21 protein-coding genes are annotated in these 23,333 nt (G+C 66.0%); 13 read left to right on the top strand and 8 right to left on the bottom strand.

Annotated elements, in window-relative coordinates; translation table 11 throughout:
- Window positions 1–21: 21 nt before the first annotated feature.
- Window positions 22–927: a phage shock protein PspA gene (pspA, locus tag GV044_RS01465; protein WP_236554592.1), complete on the bottom strand. Its 906-nt coding sequence runs from the start codon at window positions 925–927 to the stop codon at window positions 22–24.
- A complete protein-coding gene (locus GV044_RS01460) occupies window positions 924–1,109 on the bottom strand; it encodes a hypothetical protein (protein ID WP_159864476.1) in 186 nt (61 codons plus the stop codon). Before GV044_RS01460 ends, pspA begins: the two co-directional genes overlap by 4 nt.
- A gap of 162 nt (window positions 1,110–1,271) precedes the next feature.
- Here GV044_RS01460 and pspF point away from each other — a divergent pair, with 162 nt between their 5' ends.
- Window positions 1,272–2,285, top strand: coding sequence for a phage shock protein operon transcriptional activator (gene pspF, locus GV044_RS01455; RefSeq protein ID WP_159864473.1), 1,014 nt, complete (start codon window positions 1,272–1,274; stop codon window positions 2,283–2,285).
- Window positions 2,286–2,329: 44 nt separating this feature from the next.
- Here pspF and GV044_RS01450 read toward each other — a convergent pair whose 3' ends face one another.
- The gene (locus GV044_RS01450) at window positions 2,330–3,481 is read right to left on the bottom strand and encodes an SGNH/GDSL hydrolase family protein (protein WP_159864470.1); all 1,152 of its coding nucleotides are present in this window, start codon (window positions 3,479–3,481) and stop codon (window positions 2,330–2,332) included.
- 241 nt (window positions 3,482–3,722) lie between these two features.
- Between GV044_RS01450 and rimP the strand changes: the two genes are divergently transcribed.
- The 5 genes from rimP (at window position 3,723) to GV044_RS01425 (ending at window position 10,326) form a co-directional block, all read left to right on the top strand.
- A complete protein-coding gene (rimP, locus tag GV044_RS01445; RefSeq protein ID WP_159864467.1) occupies window positions 3,723–4,295 on the top strand; it encodes a ribosome maturation protein RimP in 573 nt (190 codons plus the stop codon).
- 4 nt (window positions 4,296–4,299) lie between these two features.
- Complete coding sequence (gene nusA, locus GV044_RS01440) at window positions 4,300–5,934, top strand: transcription termination factor NusA (RefSeq protein ID WP_159864464.1); 1,635 nt, start codon at window positions 4,300–4,302, stop codon at window positions 5,932–5,934.
- Entirely contained in the window at window positions 5,915–6,667 is a 753-nt protein-coding gene (locus tag GV044_RS01435; protein ID WP_159864461.1) for a DUF448 domain-containing protein, read from the top strand. The genes nusA and GV044_RS01435 overlap by 20 nt, the downstream gene beginning before the upstream one ends.
- A gap of 22 nt (window positions 6,668–6,689) precedes the next feature.
- Complete coding sequence (infB, locus tag GV044_RS01430; RefSeq protein WP_159864458.1) at window positions 6,690–9,410, top strand: translation initiation factor IF-2; 2,721 nt, start codon at window positions 6,690–6,692, stop codon at window positions 9,408–9,410.
- Between the two features lie 379 nt (window positions 9,411–9,789).
- Entirely contained in the window at window positions 9,790–10,326 is a 537-nt protein-coding gene (locus tag GV044_RS01425; RefSeq protein ID WP_159864455.1) for a DUF1697 domain-containing protein, read from the top strand.
- Window positions 10,327–10,510: 184 nt separating this feature from the next.
- Here the strand turns inward: GV044_RS01425 and GV044_RS01420 are convergent, their stop codons facing one another.
- Window positions 10,511–10,825, bottom strand: a complete 315-nt coding sequence (locus tag GV044_RS01420; RefSeq protein WP_159864452.1) for an RcnB family protein — start codon at window positions 10,823–10,825, stop codon at window positions 10,511–10,513.
- A 108-nt stretch (window positions 10,826–10,933) separates the two neighbouring features.
- On the opposite strand from GV044_RS01420, the gene rbfA reads away from it, so the two are divergent.
- From rbfA to pnp, 5 genes are all read left to right on the top strand, one after another.
- A complete protein-coding gene (rbfA, locus tag GV044_RS01415) occupies window positions 10,934–11,335 on the top strand; it encodes a 30S ribosome-binding factor RbfA (RefSeq protein WP_159864449.1) in 402 nt (133 codons plus the stop codon).
- A gap of 35 nt (window positions 11,336–11,370) precedes the next feature.
- Entirely contained in the window at window positions 11,371–12,051 is a 681-nt protein-coding gene (locus tag GV044_RS01410) for a site-2 protease family protein (protein ID WP_159864446.1), read from the top strand.
- A gap of 3 nt (window positions 12,052–12,054) precedes the next feature.
- Window positions 12,055–13,077, top strand: a complete 1,023-nt coding sequence (gene truB / locus GV044_RS01405; protein ID WP_159864443.1) for a tRNA pseudouridine(55) synthase TruB — start codon at window positions 12,055–12,057, stop codon at window positions 13,075–13,077.
- 4 nt (window positions 13,078–13,081) lie between these two features.
- Window positions 13,082–13,351, top strand: a complete 270-nt coding sequence (gene rpsO / locus GV044_RS01400) for a 30S ribosomal protein S15 (RefSeq protein WP_159864440.1) — start codon at window positions 13,082–13,084, stop codon at window positions 13,349–13,351.
- Between the two features lie 192 nt (window positions 13,352–13,543).
- Window positions 13,544–15,874: a polyribonucleotide nucleotidyltransferase gene (pnp, locus tag GV044_RS01395; protein WP_159864437.1), complete on the top strand. Its 2,331-nt coding sequence runs from the start codon at window positions 13,544–13,546 to the stop codon at window positions 15,872–15,874.
- A gap of 749 nt (window positions 15,875–16,623) precedes the next feature.
- On the opposite strand, the gene GV044_RS01390 is transcribed toward pnp, so the two are convergent.
- Window positions 16,624–17,799 (bottom strand): sensor domain-containing diguanylate cyclase, encoded by a 1,176-nt coding sequence (locus tag GV044_RS01390; protein WP_236554590.1) that lies wholly within the window; start codon window positions 17,797–17,799, stop codon window positions 16,624–16,626.
- A 322-nt stretch (window positions 17,800–18,121) separates the two neighbouring features.
- Window positions 18,122–19,288 (bottom strand): diguanylate cyclase, encoded by a 1,167-nt coding sequence (locus tag GV044_RS01385; protein WP_159864431.1) that lies wholly within the window; start codon window positions 19,286–19,288, stop codon window positions 18,122–18,124.
- Between the two features lie 169 nt (window positions 19,289–19,457).
- Here GV044_RS01385 and GV044_RS01380 point away from each other — a divergent pair, with 169 nt between their 5' ends.
- Window positions 19,458–20,216 (top strand): M23 family metallopeptidase, encoded by a 759-nt coding sequence (locus GV044_RS01380; protein WP_236554588.1) that lies wholly within the window; start codon window positions 19,458–19,460, stop codon window positions 20,214–20,216.
- 20 nt (window positions 20,217–20,236) lie between these two features.
- Here GV044_RS01380 and GV044_RS01375 read toward each other — a convergent pair whose 3' ends face one another.
- A complete protein-coding gene (locus GV044_RS01375; RefSeq protein WP_159864428.1) occupies window positions 20,237–20,866 on the bottom strand; it encodes a peptidylprolyl isomerase in 630 nt (209 codons plus the stop codon).
- 133 nt (window positions 20,867–20,999) lie between these two features.
- On the opposite strand from GV044_RS01375, the gene GV044_RS01370 reads away from it, so the two are divergent.
- A complete protein-coding gene (locus GV044_RS01370) occupies window positions 21,000–22,400 on the top strand; it encodes an MFS transporter (RefSeq protein WP_159864425.1) in 1,401 nt (466 codons plus the stop codon).
- A gap of 98 nt (window positions 22,401–22,498) precedes the next feature.
- Here the strand turns inward: GV044_RS01370 and GV044_RS01365 are convergent, their stop codons facing one another.
- Window positions 22,499–23,203 (bottom strand): GcrA family cell cycle regulator, encoded by a 705-nt coding sequence (locus GV044_RS01365; protein WP_159864422.1) that lies wholly within the window; start codon window positions 23,201–23,203, stop codon window positions 22,499–22,501.
- Window positions 23,204–23,333 lie beyond the last annotated feature (130 nt).

Here is a 23,333-nt window from a genome sequence, read left to right as displayed (position 1 = left end):
CTGTTCCCCTTGCTTCTCGTGTCAGTTGGAAGTCGCCGCGGGCTTGTCGCCCATTTGGCGCTTCATCTCGGCCAGCTCCGCCTCGATGCTGTCCCCGCTCTCCAGCGCGGCGATCTCGTCCGCGAGGCTTGGCTGGCGATTGTCGCCCAGGCTCATCGACTCGGCGCGCCCCTCGGCATAGTCGACCCGGCGTTCGAGCTGGTCAAACCGCACCATGGCCTCGTCGACACGCTCGCTGGACAGCAGCGTGCGCAGCTTGACGCGGTTCTCGGCGCTCTGCAGGCGCGCGGCGATCGAGGACTGGCGGGTGCGGGCCTCGCGCAGGCGGTTCTGAAGCTTCTCGATGTCCTGCTCGTAGGCACGCAACGCGTCGTCGAGCACTTCGATCTCGGCCTTGAGCTGGTCGCCCATGTCGGCCGCCTTCTTGCGTTCCAGCAGAGCGGCGCGGGCCAGATCCTCGCGGTCTTTGCTGAGCGCCAGCTGCGCCTTGTCCGACCAGTCGGCCTGCAGCTTGTCCAGCTTGGCAACGTGGCGGCGCATCTCCTTCTGGTCGGCGATCGTGCGCGCGCTGGAGGTGCGCACTTCGACCAGCGTCTCCTCCATCTCGAGAATGATCAGGCGGATCATCTTGGCCGGATCCTCGGCCTTTTCGAGCAGGTCGTTGAAGTTGGCGGCGATGATGTCGCGCGTCCGGGAGAAGATGCCCATCGAAGAGGGTGCCTTTCTGATCGTGTGACGGCCGCCTTGGAAGGGCTGGTCGCCTTGATGATGATAGTACGCCTTGGAGGTTCCCCACGTCGAGCCGGGTTCGCTCGCGCCGGATTCGGTCGAGCTGGACTCATCCAGGCCATCGAGCGTCAGCAGGGGAGCAGGCAGCGCCTGACGCTGCCCGCGCAGCCCGGCGATCTCCGCATCAAGCCGGGTCATGCCAGCGCGATGCCCGCCGGGGCGCAGCGGCAGCTGGAGGCTGCATAGGCCTTGGGGATGCCGATCTGGTCCGCCATGACCAGCAGGTTGAGCGTGCCCATTGCAAGCACGCTGGCGAGGATCGCGGCGTCCAGCTTGGAGCGGGCGAACTTGCCGGCGGGTGCGTCGTTGCGGAAAAACATGGGTCTCGTCCTTGCCTGAGCCTGAGCCTTGGTAGTGCCCACAGCTTCGCAAGCGCCGTGCCAAACTCGCGCAGGCGCAGGAAACCTGAGGTTCGTGGCTAAGGTGTGGCTTGCAGACCTTCCGGTATTGCCAAAGTTCGGGAAATTTCGCTAACTCGTGGTATGGAGCGCGACTTTCAGTTCATCGGGCAGTCCACACCTTTTCTCGATGCGGTCGAGCGCGCCTCTCGAGCGGCTTCGACCGGGCGACCGGTGCTGGTCATCGGCGAGCGAGGTACCGGCAAGGAGCTGATCGCCCAACGCCTGCACCGCCTTAGCGCGCGTTGGGGTGAGCCGCTGGTGACGCTCAACTGCGCGGCTCTACCCGAGACGCTGATCGAAGCTGAACTGTTCGGCCATGAGGCTGGTGCCTTCACCGGCGCCACCCGGGCGCGAATGGGGCGCTTCGAGGAGGCGGACAAGGGCACGTTGTTCCTCGACGAGTTGGGCACGCTGTCGATGGCGGCCCAGGAGCGGCTGTTGCGCGCGGTCGAGTATGGCGAGGTCACGCGCATCGGCTCGTCGCGCCCGGTGCAAGTCGACGTGCGGATCGTGGGCGCGACCAATGCCGATCTCCCGCGTGCCGCGGCGGAGGGGCGGTTCCGGGCCGACCTGCTCGACCGGCTGAGCTTCGAGGTGATTACCCTGCCGCCGTTGCGCGCGCGCGAAGGCGACGTCGCCGAGCTCTCGGAATACTATGGCAGACGCATGGCGACCGAGCTCGGCTGGGACCACTGGCCCGGCTTCACGCAAGCCGCAGCCGATGCGCTGGAAGCCTATGCCTGGCCCGGCAATGTGCGCGAGCTGCGCAACGTGATCGAGCGCGCGGTCTACCGCTGGGACGATCAGGAACGCCCGATCGCGCAGATCGTGTTCAATCCGTTCGAAAGCATCTGGGCACCGCGCGAACAAGTCGACGTGGCGACATCGGAGCCGACCTTGGCCGCAGCGATTACTCCTCCTTCGCCGACGGTCAGCGACTTGCGCGCTGCGGTGGAGGAGCACGAGCGCGCGCTGGTCTCGGCAGCACTGGAGCGGCACCGCTGGAACCAGCGGCGGACCGCAGGCGCGCTCGGCCTTACTTACGATCAGCTGCGGCATTGCCTGCGCAAGCATGGACTGACTGCGCCGGGTTGAGCGGGCTTAGCCGTTCGTCGGCCGCGCCAGCCACCACTCACCCGTCACAGAGTAACCGGTCGCTCGTCGCTGACCATGAAATAGCCGACGGTCACCTTGTGCCCGGTGGATGTGCCCTGCGGCAGGCTGATCGTCTCACCGGTCACGCGGCAGGCGAGTGTGTGCTGGCCGGACGGCAGGTTGTGGTAGAGGAACAGCGGGAAGGGCCGCTCGTAGATGTGGGTGGCGTCGCTGTAGAAATCTGCCGTGGTCGGGTTGCCGCCGTCGATCGTGCAGGCCAGGCGCCCCCCGTCGCGCACTTCGGCCTTGAGCAGCCCAATCGTGGTGCCGGTGAAAGTGTAGGTGAAGCTGTCACCCTGGTCGCAGGTCAGCGCCGCATCCATGTACTTGAGCGCGAGCGTGCCTGGACGGCAACCGGTGGCCAACGAACCCCGCTCTAGACGCGCGGTGTCGAGCTTGCTCTGCCCGATCAGCCTCGAGCTGGTCACACGCGGCTGCGTGGCGAGCGGGATGGTCGAATCCAGCGCGTCGCGGATCGCTTCGAAGTAGAGCTGGTGCCCGGAATCGTTGGGGTGAACGACATCGCTCATGTACGTCGCTACCGGTGCGCCGGCGATGACCTTCACCCAGAGCCTCGCGCCGACGTCGATGTACTGCAGGCCTTCGAAGGCTGCGGCCGCTGCCGAATCCTCGACCCACCTTGCCCTCCGACCCGCGCGGCGCTCGGCCTCCTCGCGAATGTCCGTGGTGGATAGATACACGATCTTCACGCGCGGGTTCGCCTGGCGCAGCTTGAAGACGATGGCGTCGATGTGTGCGAACATGGCGGGCCTGGCATTGCCGGCATCGTTGACCGCAAATTCGATGAAGGCGAGGTCGGGCGCGAACCCGGCGAGGTCATGGCTGGCGCGGTAGGCGCCGAACTCGGACCCTGTGCCCCCAAGGCTGAGGTTGCGGGCCTCCACCTTACAATTGCGCGTACCCAGCCAACTGCTGACCAGTCCGGCATAGCTTTTGGCAGGAACGCTGGAAAATGCGCCTTCGGTGATCGAGCCACCGATGAACGCCACCTTCAGCAGCTTGGCTTCGGACTCCGTCGGCCCCGCCCGCGCGTGACTTGGTGGCGCCGCCGTTGTCGCAGCAGCCAAGGCGAGGCTTGCGCTTGTGGCGGCCACGAAGTGTTTCAGTCGGATCATGGCGTCCTCGGTATCGCGCAGATTACCTAGATGCGCGCAGGATCGCTGTCCATGGCGGCAGGTCGAAGCCTGTGTGGTCTGCGGCTCTAATCTGCATGGCATGAACCATGCACTTGCTTTCGCCGGGGCGAAGGACTAAGTAGCCCGCATCCCGACATTGGTAATGCAAGATCGGGCTGGCGCCGCAAGGGGCCGGCGCGAAACTGCCTTGCCTGATGTCCGGCAAACCGGAGCTGACAATTTGACCGATATCACGCGGATCACACAGGTCGTCGAGCCAGAGGTGCAAGCCCTTGGCTTCGATCTCGTGCGCGTGCGAATCTTCGGCAAGAGCGAAGTTGGCGAGACGGAGTCGGGCGGGGAAATCGCGCTGCAGATCATGGCCGAGGACCCGAAGACCGGACAGCTCGTGCTCGACGATTGCGCCACTCTCTCGCATCGCATCTCCGATAAGTTCGATGAGCTTGAGGAAGCCGGTGAAGCGCTGATCGAGGAGGCCTATCGCCTCGAGGTCAGCTCACCGGGGATCGACCGTCCGCTGACTCGCCCCAAGGACTGGATCAACTGGGCAGGTCACGAGGCCAAGGTGAACTTGGTCGAGCCGGTCGCGGAGAACCGCAAGGCGCTGCACGGCGATCTGGCCGGGCTCGAGGGCGACACCGTGCTGTTCGACGATCGCAAGTCGGGCCGGGTCACGTTCCCGCTTTCCAATGTGCAATCCGCTCGGCTGATCCTAACGGACAAGCTGATCGCCGCTACCCGCCCGATCGAGATCGAGGGCGCTGACGAAATTCTTGAGGAACAGGAAGACTAATCCCATGGCCAGTGCGATTTCCGCCAACCGCGCCGAGCTGATCGCGATCGCCAATTCGGTCGCGTCGGAAAAGATGATCGACAAGTCCATCGTCATCGAGGCGATGGAAGAGGCGATCCAGAAGTCGGCGCGCAACCGCTACGGCGCCGAGAACGACATCCGCGCCAAGCTCGATCCGCGCACTGGCGATCTGCGCCTGTGGCGCGTCGTCGAAGTGGTCGAGGAGGTCGAGGATTACTTCAAGCAGGTCGATCTCGCGGCCGCCCAGAAGCTCGACAAGAACGCCAAGCTGGGTGACTTCATCGTCGACCCGCTGCCACCCGTAGATCTCGGCCGTATCGACGCCCAATCGGCCAAGCAGGTGATCTTCCAGAAGGTCCGCGATGCCGAGCGTGAGCGCCAGTACGAAGAGTTTAAGGACCGCGCAGGCGAGATCATCACCGGCGTGATTAAGTCGGTCGAGTTCGGCCATGTCATCGTCAACCTTGGCCGTGCCGAAGGCGTGATCCGCCGCGACCAGCAGATCCCGCGCGAAGCGGCCCGGGTCGGCGAGCGTGTCCGCGCCATCGTGCTCAAGGTCGAGCGCCAGAACCGCGGTCCGCAGATCTTCCTCAGCCGAGCGCACCCTGAGTTCATGAAGAAGCTGTTCGCGCAGGAAGTGCCCGAGATCTACGACGGCATCATCGAGATCAAGGCCGCCGCTCGCGATCCGGGCTCGCGCGCCAAGATCGGCGTGATCAGCCACGATCACTCGATCGACCCCGTCGGCGCCTGTGTCGGCATGAAGGGAAGCCGCGTCCAGGCCGTCGTGCAGGAGCTGCAGGGCGAGAAGATCGACATCATTCCGTGGAGCGAGGACACCGCGACCTTCGTGGTGAACGGTCTCCAGCCCGCGACCGTCAGCCGCGTCGTCATCGACGAGGAAGAGAACCGAATCGAAGTGGTGGTGCCTGACGATCAGCTGTCGCTGGCGATCGGCCGCCGCGGCCAGAACGTGCGCCTCGCATCACAGCTGACCGGCTCGCAGATCGACATCATGACCGAGCAGGAGAGCTCGGAGAAGCGCCAGAAGGAATTCGTCGAGCGCTCCAAGATGTTCGAGGAAGAGCTCGACGTCGACGAGACGCTGTCGCAGTTGCTCGTGGCCGAAGGCTTCAGCGAGATGGAGGAAGTGGCCTACATCGACGTCGCCGAGCTCGCCAACATCGAAGGCTTCGATGAGGAGCTGGCCGAGGAGCTGCAGAGCCGTGCGCAGGAAGCGCTGGAGCGCCGCGAGGAAGCCTACCGCGAACAGCGCCGGGCGCTGGGCGTGGAGGACGCGTTGGCCGAGCTGCCGCACCTGACCGAAGCGATGCTGGTCACGCTGGGCAAGGCGGGCCTCAAGACGTTGGACGACGTGGCCGACCTCGCCACCGACGAACTGATCGCCAAGAAGCGGCAGGAGCAGCGCCGCCGCGATGGCACCGTTAATCGGCGCGCTCGCGACGAGGACAAGGGCGGCGTTCTGGGCGAATACGGCCTGAACGAAGAGCAGGGCAACGAGATCATCATGGCCGCGCGCGCGCACTGGTTCGAAGACGAGCCGGAAGCCGCAGAGCCCGCTATTGAGGAGGCCGCCGATGCGGATTCCTCACAATGATCGCCTAGGTTCCGACAGTTCCCGTGAAGGACCGGAGAGGACTTGCATCCTCTCCGGCGAAGCGGCGCCGCGCGATGCGCTCATCCGGCTGGCGGTGTCCCCGCCCGGCCCGGATGGCGCCTGCGTGGTGCTGCCCGATGTACATGCGCGTGCCCCAGGGCGCGGCGCATGGATCGGCGTTTCACGCCAAGACCTTGAAAAAGCACAGGCGAAGGGCAAACTAAAGGGGGCGCTGCTGCGGGCCTTTGGCAAGTCCCTGGACGGCACACCGCTCACCATCCCCGAAGATCTGGCCGAGCGGATCGATACCGCTCTCGTGCGTGCGTTCACCGATCGGCTGGGTCTCGAGACCAAGTCAGGGCGGCTGCTAGTCGGTTCCGACCGGATCGCGGAGAACGCGCGTAACGGCAAAGTGCGCTGGTTGGCGCATGCCGCCGACGCTGCCGAGGATGGTTCGCGCAAGCTGGACCAGGCCTGGCGCGTGGGCAGCGACGCGGAAGGAAGCGGGCTTAGAGGGACGGTGTTGCCACTGGACCGAGCGGCGCTGTCTGTGGCATTGGGCCGCGACAACGTCGTTCACTTGGCGCTGGCAGATAGCAAAGCGGCCGAGAGAGTCGCCGCGCCGCTGCAGCGCCTGCTGCATTTCCGAGGGCAGGCCGTAGCGGCTGGCACTGAAGCTGATGGAGGCCAAGGGCCGGCGCAAGCCGCACCTTCGGCCGCAACGACGAATTGATTCGAAGGGCGAATAGAGACTTATGAGCGAGACCGACAACAAGCCTACCCTCGGACGCAAGCCGCTTGGACTCAAGCGGTCGGTCGAGGCCGGCGAGGTCAAGCAGACCTTCAGCCACGGCCGGACCAATAAGGTCGTGGTCGAGGTGAAGCGCCGCAAGGTGCTGGGCCGTCCGGGCGAGGCCGAGACTCGTGCGCCCGAACCCGTCGTGGCCGCGCCCGAACCGGCACCGGCGCCCGTCGCGCCGCCACCGCCGCCCGTCGCGGCGCGTCCGGCTCCCGCAGGCGAAACGCCACAGGAGCGCGTCGCGCGTCTGCAGCGTGAGGCCGAGGAAGATCGGCTGCGCGTTGCCGAGGAAGGTCGCCGCCGCGAGGCGGACGAGCGCGCCCGTGCGATCGCCGAAGAGGCCCGCCGTGCCGAGGACAACCGCCGCGCCGAGGCAGAGGCTGCTGCGGCGGCTGCAGCCCCGGCTCCCGCACCCGCTCCCGTCGCTGAGGAGTCGGTCGAAGCGCCGGCCGCGGTGAGCGAAGCCGCTCCGGTGGAAGCTGCCGCTGCGGCGCCTGAGCCGGTTGCCGAGGCACCTTCTGCTCAGCCGGAAGCGCGTGCGCCTGAACCTGCGCCCGAAGTGACCCCCGCGCCGCGCCGCTTCACGCCCGTGCAGCGCCCCGAGCCGATTCGTCGCGCCGAGCCCGCGACCGCGGCCAGCGGCTCGCCCGTGGCATCCTCGGCAGCCGGTGCAGGTTCTTCCGCAGCCAAGAAGATCGACGCGAAGAAGGGCGCTCCGCCGCCAGCCCCGGCACGTCCGGGCGACCGCAACAAGAGTGCTGGCGGCGCCGACCGCCGCCAGTCCGGCAAGCTCACCGTCACGCGCGCCCTCAACGAGGATGAAGGCGCCCGCGCCCGCAGCCTCGCCGCGCTGAAGCGGGCTCGCGAGAAGGAGCGTCGTACCCACTTCGGCGGCAAGTCGCAGCCGCGCGAGAAGCAGGTCCGCGATGTCGTGGTGCCGGAAGGCATCACCGTCCAGGAACTCGCCAACCGCATGGCCGAGAAGGGCGCCGACCTCGTGAAGGCGATGTTCAAGATGGGCATGATGGTCACCGTCAACCAGACGATCGACCAGGATACCGCCGAGCTGCTGGTGACCGAGTTCGGCCACAACATCCAGCGCGTGTCCGAGAGTGATGTCGACATCGACGCATCGGTGGATGTCGATGCCGAGGAGTCGCTGGTCACGCGTCCGCCGGTCGTCACGATCATGGGCCACGTCGATCACGGCAAGACCTCGCTGCTTGACGCATTGCGTGGCACCGACGTGGTGCGTGGCGAGGCGGGTGGCATCACCCAGCACATGGGCGCCTACCAGATCAAGACCAAGGGCGGCGACCTCGTCACCTTCCTCGATACGCCCGGACACGCCGCGTTCACGCAGATGCGCATGCGCGGTGCCAATGTCACGGACATCGTGGTGCTGGTGGTCGCGGCCGACGATGGCATCATGCCGCAGACCGTTGAGGCGATCCGCCACACCCGCGCGGCTGGCGTGCCGATGATCGTCGCGATCAACAAGATCGACAAGCCCGAGGCCAATGCCCAGCGCGTTCGCGAGCGCCTGCTCGAGCATGAGGTCGTGGTCGAGGAGATGTCGGGCGACGTGCAGGACGTGGAAGTCTCGGCCAAGACCGGCCTGGGCCTTGATGAACTGGTCGAGAAGATCCTGCTGCAGGCAGAACTGCTCGAACTGCGCGCCAACCCCAACCGCGACGCCGAGGCGACCGTTATCGAAGCCAAGCTCGACAAGGGCAAGGGGCCGCTGGCGACCGTGCTGGTGAAGCGCGGCACGCTGAAGGTCGGCGACATCTTCGTCGTCGGCTCGGAGAGCGGGCGCGTGCGTGCGATGCTCGACGACAAGGGCCGCCAGGTGAAGGAAGCGCCGCCGGCGCTGCCGGTCGAGGTCCTGGGCCTGGGCGGCGTGCCGATGGCGGGCGATGTCCTGTCGGTGGTGGATAGCGAGCAGCGTGCCCGCGAGGTTTCGGCCTATCGCCAGGAACAGGCGACGGCCAAGCGCACGGCGACCGCGCCGGCCAGCCTCGACACGATGTTCTCGGCACTCACCGCCAAGCAGAACGTCATCGAGTACCCGGTGGTCATCAAGGCCGACGTGCAGGGTTCGGTCGAGGCGATCAACCAGGCGCTGCATGCCCTGTCGAACGACGAGATCAAGGTGCGCGTGCTCAGCTCCGGCGTGGGTGCGATCACCGAGAGCGACGTGACGTTGGCTGCGGCGAGTGGTGCGCCGATCGTCGGCTTCAACGTCCGCCCGAACGCCAAGGCGCGCGAGCAGATCGAGAAGAGCAAGACGCCGATGATGTACTACGACATCATCTACGAGCTGACCGCCGAAGTCGCCAAGCAGATGGCGGGCATTTGGGGTCCGGAGCGCATCGAAACCGTTGTCGGCCGCGCCGAGGTCAAGCAGGTGTTCCCTGCCGGCAAGCGCGACAAGGCCGCTGGCCTGCTGGTGCAGGAAGGCCTCATCCGCAAGGGCATCCACGCGCGTCTCACCCGCAACGACGTCATCGTCTCGGCGACGACCATTCAGTCGCTGCGCCGCTTCAAGGACGACGTGGACGAGGTGCGTGCGGGCATGGAGTGCGGTGTGGTCCTGGCCGACACCAACGACATCCGCGCGGGCGATCAGCTCGAAGTCTTCGAGGTGAGCCATCGCGATCGTACGGTGGGGTGATCGGGGTCGGAGCGGGCGCTTACAGGATTGTAAGGCCCGCTCCGTAACAGGATCCTCTAACCTGCCTCTTGTCGCAACTTGCGACGGGAAGGCAGGTGATGTTTTTGGATCAAAATACCGTAGTCATTCTGGTGATTGGCGTCGCGACGCTCATGCTCGCGCTCGTCACCCTGGTGATCAAGCTCATCGAGCTTGGCCGCAAGTAGCCAGTGAGGAGATCGGCACTGCAATGCCGCCCTCCAAAATGCAAAGGGCCCGGACGCTGCAACGTCCGAGCCCTGGCAGATGATTTGGATGCAAGTTACCGTAGTGTCCTAGCATATACGCCTGAAATGCCTCCGTTTCAAGCGCGCATCGCCCCTCAACGCCTGGAGCGAACATGACCCGCTACGTCGCCCTGTTCGGCAGCATCAACGTCGGCGGCAATCGGCTCAAGATGGCCGACTTGCGCTATGCCTTCGAGCGCGAAGAGTTCGAGGACGTGGAGACGGTGGTCGCCAGCGGCAACGTGCTGTTTTCCTTCGACGATCGACCCACCGATGGGCTGGAGGACCTGTTCTCGCACATGATGCGCGACCGGTTCGACATGAAGAGCTTTGTTGCCGTTCGCACGGCCGAAGAGATCCGCGCGGCGATCGAAGACAATCCCTTCCGTGCCGACGGCGCCGAGAACCTGGTGCACACGCACTTCCTGGCGTGCCAGCCCGATCCCACGCAGTTTGACCGGTTGGTGGCCGATCAAGCCAGTCGCGGGCCAGAGCGTCTTGCGCTCGGCGGTCGTGCGCTCTTCATCGATTTCGTAGATGGAGTCGGCAACTCGAAGCTGACCGGACCTTTCATGGCCCGGCGGCTCGGGTGCGAGGGTACGGCGCGCAATATGCGATCGCTTCAGCGCATTTTCGACAAGATGACCTGAGCGAGCGGGCTGCCGCCAGGTAAGTCCGTTGCGTCCATCACCGGGGCAGGGTGAGGGAAGGGCGTTCCGGACGGCGGCGAAAAGCCGGCTCGCCCTGGGCCAGGGAGGCCCCGCAACGGCACCGGTCAGGATCGCAGGAGGCAAAGGGACACCATGCCTCCACCGATCCCGACGGGAACTGAACTTAGCGGAAAGTGCCGCCGACGATCGAAGCGATCACGCCGCTGCTGACCGCCACCAGCAACGCGTCGTTGCCTGAGCGCACCCAGTGGTAGCCGCGGGGCGGCGCCTTGAGACTACGGTACTGGCGATAGTTGATCTCACGGTAGTTCTGGGCATAGCGGCGGTCGAACTTCTGACCGCGCTTGAACTGCTTGTACTTGGCGACCTGGCTCACTTGGCGGCCGTGATTGCCAGGATGGTTCTGTGCGAGTGCCGGAGTGGCAAGGCTCGGCACGACCAGCGTGGCGGCGATGGCGGTGAGCAGAAGGGACTTCATGGCGTTCTCCTTGGGCCGTGATTTCGCCGGATTAACGCGCCTCGTCCAGCCAGGGTCGCGTAATGAATTGTTGCAAAATGTCGCGACACCGCCACATGCAAAGGCACCATGTCACGCCAGCAAGCCACTCCCGAGCAGCACTCCGTTCGCCTTCTCAAAGTGGGCGAGCGCGTGCGCCACGTGCTGTCCGAAATCCTCACCCGCCAGCAGGTTCACGACGATATCCTGAGCGCGCACTCGGTCAGCGTTACTGAAGTGCGCATGTCGCCCGATCTTCGCTTGGCGACGGCTTACGTGAAGCCGCTACTGGGCACGGATCAGGATGCAGTGCTGACCGCGTTGCGCCAGAACACGGCCTACTTCCAGAAGGAAGTCGCACGACACCTGGGCCTCAAGTCGGCGGCCAAGATCCGCTTCCGCATCGACGATACGTTCGACGAGGCGGACCGCATCGAGCGGCTCCTATCCGACCCGCGTGTGCAGCGCGACTTGGGGGACCTGGGCGAGTGATTGCGCGCACGGCGCGTCCTTCCTAGTTCTTGCCCATGCAACAGACCCTTCTCCAGGCCGCGGCGCTGATCGTGCCGCTGATCGTCGCGATCGTCTTCCACGAGGTCGCGCATGGATGGGTCGCGCGCCTGTTGGGCGACCCCACCGCGCATGAGCGCAAGCGGCTGAGCCTCAATCCACTGCGCCATGTCGATCCGATGGGCACGATCGTAGTGCCCGGAATGCTCGCGCTCGCCAGCTTGCCGACGTTCGGCTGGGCCAAGCCGGTGCCGGTCGATTACCGCCGTCTGCGTAACCGCCGACTTGGCATGATGGCCGTCGCCGCCGCCGGGCCGTTAACGAACCTGATCCTGGCGACGCTCGGCGCCGTGGCGCTCGGACTTGTCGTGCGCGCCGGCGCAGAAGGCGGGGTGATGGCGTTCGTCATGCTCAGCCTGACATCGTTCGTGTTCATCAATGTCTCGCTGGCGCTGTTCAACCTGCTGCCGATCCCGCCGTTCGATGGATCGCACATCCTGGAAGGCCTGCTGCCGCGCCGGGCCGCGCGTGCTTACGAGAAGTTGCGGCCGTTCGGCTTCCCGTTGGTGTTCGTGCTGCTGGTCGTCGTGCCGTACATCTGGCCGAGCGCCGGGCTGATGCGCAACGTCGTGCTGCCGCCGGTGCTTTGGACGCTCGACCACTTCGACGCGCTCGTACGCGCCGTCGCAGGCGCTTGAGTAGTGCTTTCGGGTTGGATCATCCTCGACAAGCCGGTGGGACTGGGCTCCACCCAGGCTGTCGCAGCGGTGAAGCGCAACTTGCGCGAGGCGGGCTTCGGCAAGAGCGTGAAGGTCGGCCATGGCGGGACGCTCGACCCGCTGGCGAGCGGCGTGCTGCCAGTGGCGCTGGGCGAGGCCACGAAGGTGACGGGCCGCATGCTCGATGCGAACAAGGCTTACGAGTTCACCGTAAGGTTCGGGGAAGAAACCGATACTCTGGACCTGGAAGGCGCGGTGATCGCCACCAGCGACGTGCGGCCGAGCATGGCCGAGATCGAGGCGGTGCTGCCACGCTTTACCGGCCCGATCGCGCAAGTGCCGCCGGCTTACTCGGCGCTAAAGGTCGATGGCGAGCGGGCTTACGATCTCGCGCGGGCAGGGCAAGCGGTGGAATTGGCGAGCCGAGATGTTACAATCTACTCGTTGCAGATCCTCTCCCATCGGGAGAGGGGGACCGCTCGCGCGGCGAGTGGTGGAGAGGGCGTTAGCCCCGCTGACCTTGTTTCGTGCCGCGCCCCCTCCGGCAGCCCAGACGGGCTGCCACTTCCCCCGACGGGGGAGGAACTCAGCGATATCACCCTCCTCGCAATCGTCTCCAAGGGCACCTATATCCGCAGTCTGGCGCGAGACATCGCGCAAGCGCTCGGCACCTGCGGCACGGTGACCATGCTGCGCCGGACCAAGGCCGGCCCGTTCGACCTCTCCCATGCGATATCGCTGGACAAGTTGAACGAAATCGGTAAGGGCGCGCCACTTGAACATGTGACTTTGCCGCTGGAGGCGGGGCTGGACGACATCCCGGCCATCGACCTCGACCCGGAGCAGGCAAGGGCGGTCCGACAGGGCCGCGTTCTAACCGGACTGCCCCTTGAAGACGGGCTCCACCTGGCGAGACTGCGGATGATCCCGGTCGCGCTGCTGGAACTATCGGGCGGCGACGCCCGCGTCTCCCGGGGCTTCAACCTCCCAGATGTCGCGGAGTAAGACCATGTCGGTAACGGCTGAAAAGAAGCAGGAAATCATCACCGATAACGCCCGCCAGTCGGGCGATACCGGTTCGCCGGAAGTGCAGGTCGCGATCCTGACCGAGCGGATCAACAACCTGACCGGGCACTTCAAGGCTCATCACAAGGACAACCACTCGCGCCGCGGTCTGCTGGCGATGGTCAACAAGCGGCGCTCGCTGCTGGACTATCTCAAGAAGAAGGACGTGGCGCGGTACAACGCGCTGATCCAGAAGCTGGGTCTTCGCAAGTAAGTTTCACGGCGGCTCCGGGAAACCGGGGCCGCTGCTCTGTTGGGCTCTTGAAAATGCAGGAGCGCGAGGGCCAGGGTCGCAATTCGGCGGCTGGGCCAAGGGGCCACGAGAGGCTCCATACCGGACCGGGACGGTATCCCCGGCAGTAAACCCCGCGAGGCAATCTGGCCCGTGGGTTAAGGATAGAACCTAATGTTCGACGTAAAGACTGTATCCATGGAGTGGGGCGGCAAGACCCTCACGCTGGAAACCGGCCGCATCGCCCGTCAGGCCGACGGCGCCGTGCTGGCCACCCTGGGCGACACCGTGGTGCTCTGCGCCGTGACCGCCGCCAAGTCGGTGAAGGAAGGCCAGGACTTCTTCCCGCTGACCGTTCACTACCAGGAGAAGTTCTCCTCCGCCGGCCGGATCCCGGGCGGCTTCTTCAAGCGCGAGCGCGGCGCGACCGAGAAGGAGACGCTGACCAGCCGTCTCATCGACCGCCCGGTGCGTCCGCTGTTCCCCGAAGGTTTCTACAACGAGATCAACGTCATCGCTCAGGTCATGAGCTATGATGGCGAGAACGAGCCCGACATCGTCGCGATGATCGCCGCGTCGGCTGCGCTGACCATCTCGGGCGTGCCGTTCATGGGCCCGATCGCCGCCGCGCGCGTCGGCTTCGTCGATGGCGAGTACACGCTGAACCCGAAGCAGGACCAGGCGCTGGCCGAGAACGGCCGCCTCGACCTCGTCGTCGCTGCTACCGGCGATGCCGTGATGATGGTGGAGTCGGAAGCCAAGGAGCTGTCCGAGGATGAGATGCTTGGCGCCGTCATGTTCGCGCATGACGAGATCAAGAAGGTCGTCGACCTGATCATCGATCTAGCCGAGCAGGCCGCCAAGGATCCCTGGGACGTCGACCTGTCGGACAACACCGCCGACATCAAGAAGAAGCTCAAGAGCGCCGTCGGTAAGGATGTCGCCGCAGCCTACAAGCTGACCGACAAGTCGGCCCGCTCGAACGCGCTTAACGCCGCTCGCGCCAAGGCCAAGGAGGCTTTCGCCAGCGAGACCCCGCAGACCCAGATGGTCGCGATCAAGACCATGAAGAAGGTCGAGGCGGACATCGTTCGCGGCGCCATCCTCAAGGACGGTTCGCGCATCGACGGCCGTAAGCTCGACCAGATCCGCCCGATCGAGTCCATCGTCGGCTTCCTGCCGCGCACCCACGGTTCGGCGCTGTTCACCCGCGGTGAAACGCAGGCGATCTGCACCACCACGCTGGGCACCAAGGACGCCGAGCAGATGATCGACGGTCTCGACGGCCTGTCGTACTCCAACTTCATGCTGCACTATAACTTCCCGCCGTACTCGGTCGGCGAAGTTGGGCGTTTCGGCGCTCCGGGCCGCCGCGAAGTGGGTCACGGCAAGCTGGCATGGCGCGCGCTGCACCCGGTGCTGCCGACCAAGGCGGACTTCCCGTACACCATTCGCGTGCTGTCCGACATCACCGAGTCGAACGGCTCGTCCTCGATGGCGACCGTCTGCGGTGGCTGCTTGTCGATGATGGATGCGGGCGTTCCGATCGAGCGTCCGGTGGCGGGCATCGCCATGGGCCTGATCCTGGAAGGCAAGGACTTCGCGGTGCTGTCCGACATCCTGGGCGACGAGGATCACCTCGGCGACATGGACTTCAAGGTCGCCGGCACTGAAGCCGGCATCACCACGATGCAGATGGACATCAAAATCGCCGGTATCACCAAGGAGATCATGGGTCAGGCGCTCGAGCAGGCGAAGGCTGGCCGCACGCACATCCTGGGTGAGATGCAGAAGGCCCTGGGTTCGGCTCGCACCGAGCTTTCGGCCCACGCTCCGCGCATCGAGACGATCAAGATCGACAAGTCGAAGATCCGCGACATTATCGGCACCGGTGGCAAGGTCATCCGCGAGATCGTCGCCGAGACCGGCGCCAAGGTCGACATCGACGACGAAGGCGTGATCAAGATCTCGTCCTCCGACGTAAACCAGATCGAGGCCGCCAAGAAGTGGATCCTCGGCATCGTCGAGGAAGCCGAAGTCGGCAAGATCTACGACGGCAAGGTCGTCAACATCGTTGATTTCGGTGCGTTCGTGAACTTCATGGGTGGCAAGGACGGCCTCGTCCACGTCTCCGAGATGAAGAACGAGCGTGTCGAGAAGCCGACCGATGTCGTCAAGGAAGGCCAGGCCGTGAAGGTCAAGGTCCTTGAGATCGACAATCGCGGCAAGGTCCGCCTGTCGATGCGCGTCGTCGACCAGGAGACCGGCGCCGAGCTGGAAGACACCCGTCCGGCCCGCGAACCTCGCGAGCCGCGTGGGGACCGTCCGGGCGGCGATCGTGGCGGTGACCGTGGTGGTGATCGCGGCGGCGACCGTCGTCGTCCCCGCAACGATCGCGGTGGCGACCGTGGTGGCGATCGTGGTCCCCGCGGCCCGCGCCGTGATGGCGGCGACAATGGCGGCGGCAACCCCGACCACCTGCCGGCCTTCCTCAAGGAAGACTGAGCCAGTGGGCTGACCGCCCCTGACATGATGAGGCCGCGCCGGGTGACTGGCGCGGCCTTTTTCGTTGCGATCCTCCTGCAAGGAAGGGGGCGACGCAGGCGGTGGTAGAGCGGTGTAACTCCGCGGTCGCGCATCATACTGACGGCGACAGCCCTCCGTCATGCGCTGCGCGCGCGCCACCTCCCCCTCAGGGCGAGAGGCGTGCAGCTTGACACCTAGAACCATATCGGTTATACGTCGAAGCAGGTCGGATGCAGACGAGCGGCTTCAGGCCTGTCGCTCTTGCCAGCAACCACCGCGGCCGGCGCTTTAGACGGGCGTCTGCAACCATGCGAAGCCTTGCTCTCTCACGAAAGGCCGGAGACCAGCTGCGAGCCCGTCTCGCCGGTGCTTCGTGGATCAGGGCCGAGCCGGTGGCGCTTACGGCTTCCCACGCCGGACATTCGCAACACTGGAAGCGCGAGCCAACCCTGTCGCGCCAGGGCAGCGCCGGCCGCATTTGTCCGGGTTCCTCAGGCGTTATCCCGCGCTCGCCGGCGGGCGCGTTATTGTGCCTGATCCTCCCCATCGGGGGAGGTGGCAGCCCGTCAGGGCTGACGGAGGGGGCGCGTCACGGCATGGCCTCCGCCGGCCTCAACCCCTCTCCACCACTCGCTGCGCGAGCGGTCCCCCTCTCCCGATGGGAGAGGATCGGCTGAGTTCAGGTTCTTAGTGTGGGGTAGGGCTAGGCTGGGATACGGCTCACGTAATCACCCCGTGACCGCCAACCTCGGCGTGCCTTTGTCGTCGCGGCCGGCGCGCTTGTCGGTGCAGACGACGCAGTTCTTGCCGGCCTTCTTGGCGGCATAGAGCGCCGCATCGGCCATGGGCACGACGTCGGCGGCGTTGGTGGAGGTCTGGGGCACGCTGGCCACACCGAACGAGGCGCTGACGGCCACGCCGTGCGCGTCCGACAAGCCTTCGATGCGCATGCGCAGCATCTCGGCCTTGATCGCGGCGTCGTCGATCCCGCAGTTGGGCAGGATCACGATCAGCTCTTCGCCGCCGTAGCGGGCGACGACATCGGATGGACGCAGCGCCGTGACGAGCTGTGCGGCGACATCGCGCAGGACGGCGTCGCCCTTTGCATGGCCGTGCTCGTCGTTGAGGCGCTTGAAGTTGTCGAGGTCGATCATCAGCACCGATGTCGCGCTGCCGGTACGCTCGGCCAGGCTGATGTAGCGCTCCAGCGCATCTTCCATATAGCGGCGGTTGTAGAGGCCGGTCAGCGGGTCGCGCAGCGACTGGGTCCGCAGCTTTTCACGCAGGGCAATGTTCGAGAGCGCGAGCGACATCGAGTCGGCAAGCGCGCGTGCCACTCGGCCGACTTGCTCCAGGCGATCGAACGCCTCCTCACCGTCGATCGACAGCACCAGCAGCCCATGCACCTGGCCGCGCGCCATCATCGGCACTTCGATGTTGGGCGCGGTGCCGATGGTGTGCATGCAGCACAGCGTCTCGCGAGAGATGTCGTTGATGTGCTGTTTGCCGCGCTTGAGCGCCCAGCAATTGCTCGGCAGCAGCGTATCGCTGGGATGGAAGCTCTCGGTAACGTTCCACGACTTGGCCAGGTCGAGCCGGTCGCGCGAGTTGTTGAACACGTAGAGCGCGCCGCCGAACTCGGGCAGCAGGCGACGGGCAGTTGCGAGAAGGACCGATCCGGCGTCCTCGTGATCTTCGGCAGCCTGGAGCATGTCGGTCATCGCGAACAGCTCTTCGACCTGCTGCTTGGTCTCTTCGGCTTCGCGAAAGAGCGTGCGCTGGCGGATCGCCTGACTGACGGCTCCGCGGGCAAAGAACAACCCGGTGAGGAAGACGATCACCATGACTACGAGCGCCAGGCTCGCTGCCGGACGCACCAGCTGGGATGGACCAAAGACAGCCACTGCGATGGAGACACAACTCAGGGCCTGGATGCCCATGATTGCGACGCGGCGGGTGGAGGTGACTCTCAGGTCAGCCGTAAATGAATTCTGTCCCTGCACCGCGGCTCTTCCCGTGCTTTTATCCACGTTGGATCATAAGCCGAATTCCCTAACGATTCCTGACCGCTTTCAGGGTCAGCAATACGGCTTCGCGGCCTGCAAAGTAATCGAGCACAGGATTTCGGCGAAAGTACAGCGGTTTGAAGATCATATGCGAGAGTCGGGCGGCATGGCCGACAATCGAGAACGGCATTGCGCATGTGTTTGCGACTCGGCGTTTGCGTTAGGAATTGGCGGTCCGCATCCCATCAACAAAGGGTACTGGTGCACAGACGATGCGATTACGGCCCTCGCTCTTGGCGACATAGAGGGCCCGGTCGGCACAGCGCAGCGCTTCGCGCGGATCCTCGTGCGCGCGAACGTCGGCAATCCCGGCGGAGAACGTGATCTGGCCAAACGGGATATCGGTGGATCGGTTGATCAGGCGCCGCCCAGCCATCGCTCCGCGCACTTCGTCGAGCTTGGCCACGGCCTCTGCCATGCTCAGCCCGCGCATGACGATCACGAACTCTTCGCCGCCATGGCGCGCCACGTGGCAGGCATTGGGCAGGAGCCTGGAAAGCGTCTTCGCCACGGTGCGCAAGATGCGGTCTCCCGCCTCGTGGCCGTGAGCATCGTTGATGCGCTTGAAGTGGTCGATGTCGCAAAAGGCGACGCACAGCGCGTGGCCAGCCTGTTGTGCCTCGGCGACTTCCTGCGCGAACACGGCCTCGAAGGCGCGGCGGTTGGGCAGACCGGTGAGATAATCGACTTCGGCCTCGCGCCGCGCATCGGCAAGGTTCTTCTCCAGCTTGCGCGTTTCGCGTGCGGAGCGGTCGAGCTCGCCCTCCAGCAGGCGCGTGCGAGCCAGCATGTCGTGCACCATGACGGCGATCTGCGCAGCGATCGTGTCCCCGCCCTGCAGCGCGTCATTGGCGTCAAGACCTTCGGCGTGTTGCTCGAGCGCACTGCTGTAGCGGCTTGTCGCACTGCGCGCATCGCTGGCAGTCTGCGCGAACTGGGTGATGGTACTTTCCAGGCGCTCGATCAGGTCCTGCAGCGCCTGCGTGCCCTCGGGCTTGCCACACCGGTCCGCAACGGTTTCGAGCCAATCGAGCGTGATCGGCTCGCCCGCCCGCACCCGGTCCTCCACGGCGCGCATCAGCCGCGTGTCGGTCTCGGCCATGACCTTGTGTGCGACATCGAGCGTGAAGCTGTTCACCGGCAGCCCGTGCGCCATCAGGAAGCTCGACACGTCGGCCAGCATCTCGCGCCGGCGCTGCAGCGTAGTGTCCGTAGGAGGAGGGCAGGCCGACGCGTCTACCGGGGGATCGGATGCGCGGCGGCGCGGGGTGAGGCCCAGCCGGTGCAGCCAGCCTGCACGCACGGTATGCGTCTCGTCTTCGCTCATGGCTTGCCCAAGCACACGCGACCGTCCGTCAAGTCAAGACGGCTTGTTTGTTGTAGCGCAGCCATTCCCCGGAATGTTCGTTTGTAGGACGGACCGCGAGGTGGCGCCGGGCCACCTCGAACCGAGGGGATGTTCACGTGTCTGCTACTGCACTCGTACTCACCGGGCGATGGACTGTACTGGGGACTGTACTGGCGCGGCGGGCGAGCACAGCGGCATACCCGGCGTGACGATGCAGGTCGGCTGGCCCGGACTGAGCCGCGCCATCACCTTGAGCGTGGTGCTGACTTCGGCATTCTGGGTCGCGCTGGGCGCGTGGCTGTTCCACGGCCATATCGCCGCGGATCATCGTGGCTCCGCAGGCGCGGTGACACGCGACGCAGGCGCGCCGGATGGCCGGTCCGGGCTCCTCGATGGACTGACCGGTGGAGCGCCCGGGGCTGCGCCCACCCGACCTCACGTGCTCGCTCCGGTGCAGGTCGGTCGGCTTGCGATCCCAGTGGTTGGAGTGGCCGCGGCGAGCCTCACCGACACGTTCTCGCAAGGCCGGGCTCAAGGCGCGCGCCAGCACGATGCTATCGACATCATGGCGGGCGAGGGCGCGCCGGTGCTCGCCGCCTCGCCGGGCCGGGTGGAGAAGCTGTTCCTCTCTCACGATGGAGGCAACACGATCTACATCCGCTCGCCCGACCGGCGGCTGATCTATTACTACGCGCACCTCGCCGGCTACGATCCTGCCTTGCGCGAGGGCATGACCGTGCAGGTTGGGCAGCGGTTGGGCACGGTGGGGCATACCGGCAATGCCGATCCCGCCGCGCCGCACCTGCACTTTGCCGTGTGGAGCGCCGATCCGTCACAGGGCTGGTCGCAGCAAGGGACAGCGATCAATCCCTATCCGCTGCTGACGGGGCGAGCCGCCCCGAAGTGATCCGCTGACGTTCGCGCGGCTCAGCTAGCGGGCGTTGCAATCCGGCGAACGCTGACGATCTTCACCACCGGATCGAGCATCTGGCCCTTCATCACGCCGACGCCGTTGGTGGCGGACCGCGGCATGGCCCAGATCTTGTCAACCACGTCCATCCCCCCGACGACCTGGCCGAATGCAGCGAAGCCTGCCTTGCCATCGGCGTCCGGCGCATCCGGCTTGGCGTCGAGACCGGGCTGGTCCGAGAGCATGATGGAGAAATCGCCGGTCGCCGTGCCCGGAGCAAAGCGCGCCATGGAGATCGTGCCGCGCTTGTGGAGCAAGCCGGTCTGGCTGGTCGGCTCGTGCGCCACCGGCTTGAAGGTGCGCTTGGGATCGTTCTGCGTGCCGCCTTGGATCAGCCCGTTGGGCGGGGTGCCCCAGTCGAGGTGCATCGAGCGGTAGAAGGCGGTGCCGTCGAACTTGCGACCGTCCACGTACTTGAGGAAGTTGGCGGTGGTCAGCGGTGCATGCTCACCATCGAGGTCGACGGTGATCGTGCCGGCACTGGTGGTGATTGCGACGGTGACGTCCTTGGCGGGAGTGGGCGCAGGTGCGGCACCGCTTAGAGCGAGCAGGGCGGGGGCGAGAAGGGGCGCGAATCGCTTGAGCATGGGGCGACCTTGCCCTTGCTTTCCACCGCCGGGCAACCCGCCTCACCAAACCGCTTGGCTGCTGAACACAAGTTCAATAGGCTTGCGAGCAAGAAGGCCGGCAACCAAGCCGGCGCATGGAAGAGGAACCCCGATGCGATCCGCACCGGCACTGATCATCGCCGCCTTGTTCTTGGCGGAGATGACCGTCACCTTCGAAGCCTCGATGGTCTATGCCGCGCTGCCGACCTTGACCCGACAGTTCGGCGATCCGCTGAAGGTGGGCTGGCTGATCACCGTGCACATGCTGATCGCCGCCGCTACCGCGCCCGTGGTGGGACGCCTGGGTGACATCCGCGGACGCAAGCGGCTGGTGCTGATCCTGCTGGCGCTGGCGTTTGTGGGCTCGGTGATCAGCGCGGTCAGCACGCATTTCGGCGTGGTGCTTGTCGGCCGGGCGCTGCAGGGGTTGTCCGCCGTAGTGCTGCCGCTCTCGATCGGCATCGTGCGTGAGAGCCTGCCAGAGGACAAGGTGCCGATGGGCATCGGCGTGCTGACCACTGCGCTGGGTGCCGGGGCTGCGCTCGGCCTCGTCGCTGGCGGCGTGATCGTCGACAATCTCGATTGGCATGCACTGTTCTGGGCTAGCGCGGCGCTGCTGGCGCTCTCGGTGACCGCGATCGCCGCCTTCGTGCCGGACAAGCCGGGCACACCCACGCGGCGCCCGATCGACTGGGTGGAGGGGCTGCTGCCGGTGCCCGCCATTGGACTCCTGCTCTACGCGCTGGGCGCGACCAAGCAGGCCGGCTGGTTCGCCCCGCAGATCCTGGCGATGCTGGCGGTCTGCGCGGTGCTCTTCGCGATCTGGGCACGCCGCAGTTTGCGCGCGGAAGAGCCGTTCGTCGACTTGCGCCTGTTCCGCGACCGCAACTTCGCCGTCGCCAATCTCATCACCGTACTGCTCGGCATGGGGACGATGCAGATCGTCTACGTGTTCTCGTCCTACATGCAGTCGCCCGGGTGGACCGCCGTCGGCCTCGGACTCAGCGCCACGGTGGCGGGCCTGGCCAAGTTGCCGTCGAACTTCCTGTCGTTCTTTGCGGGACCGTTCGCCGGCTGGCTGATCCGGCGCGCGGGCAACCGGATGACGGTTACGGCGGGCGCGCTGCTCGCGGCGGCGGGTTGGTGCGCGGCGATGCTGCTGCCCAACGTGCTCGGCCTCGTCATCGCGCTGCTGTGCGTAATTTCGTTCGGCACCACGATCCTGCAAGCCGCGATCCCCAACATCGTCGTCGCTTCCGTGCCGCAGGAGCGCACCAGCGAGGCGATCGGCTCGATGCAGGTCGTGCGCGGCATCGCCGCGGCGGTGGGCGCGCAGGTCATCGCCATGCTGCTGGCGAGCCGGACGGTGGCGGCGCCGGAAGGCGGAGCGCACTTCCCTGCGCCTTCGTCCTACCTGCTCACGATGGCGGTCATGGCAGGGCTGACGCTGACGGGAGCAGCTTGCGCGGCGCTGCTGCAGGGGAGCAAGGAGCGCGGCCTGGCACGAGGCTGAGGAGCGGGCGGAAGATCGGGCAAACCGCGATGGTCCACCGCGTGTAATCCGTAAACGCAAAAGGCCGGCGTCGCACCCGACACCGGCCTTCTTTCAGATCAGCGAACCCGCGGGCCGCCAAAGGGCAGGGGCGGGGGCGGACGGCGCGCACCGCGAGGCAGCTGTGCCTGATACGCACGGCCGCAGTGGTCGACGCAGTACGGGAACCCAGGGTTCACCTTGTCGCCGCAGAAGTGGAAGTCCGGTTCGCCCGGGTGCCCCATCGGCCAGCGGCAGATGCGATCGTTAAGGTCGAGCAGGCTGGTCTTGCCGGCGATCTCGGCACTCGGCTTGGCCGGCACCAGGCGGCGCGGCGGTGCGGGAGGGATCGGCTGTTGCTGGTCGCCCGGACCCTGGCGCAAGAAGCCACCGGGCCCAACCGAGACGATCCGCGGCTGTGGCGCGCGAACGGGTTCCTCCGCAGCAGGCTCGGCAGCAGCAGGGCTGGCGGGAGCAGGCGTGGGCGTCGGCGCCGGACGCTCGGACACGGGAGCAGCGGCCACGGGCTCGGGGCGATCGGGCGTCTCGTTCACTTCGTCGTCGCGCGACTCACTCGGGCTCGGGCGCTTGGCCACCGGAGCAGGGCGAGCCGGCTTCTCGTTCGGCTTGACGGGAGAGGGCCGTGCCTTGAGGCCAAGGCGATGCGCCTTGCCGATCACCGCGTTGCGGCTGACACCGCCCAGGTCGTCGGCGATCTGGCTGGCGGTCGCACCGCCCTCCCACATCTTCCGCAGCTTCTCGATCCGCTCGTCCGTCCAGCTCATCTGCAATCCGTTCGTTGAGCCTCCAACGCGAGGCCGTATCGTCATCCGTGGCACCGATGTGCCCAATCTTGCCTGCCGGACCCTGCCCGAGGGACTTGCCTGCGGAGCGGCCAGCCGATAGTCGCGGCAC

The organism is Novosphingobium sp. 9U (genome assembly GCF_902506425.1).
In the GTDB taxonomy this organism is placed as follows: domain Bacteria; phylum Pseudomonadota; class Alphaproteobacteria; order Sphingomonadales; family Sphingomonadaceae; genus Novosphingobium.
This window is presented reverse-complemented; position numbering and strand designations above follow the sequence as displayed.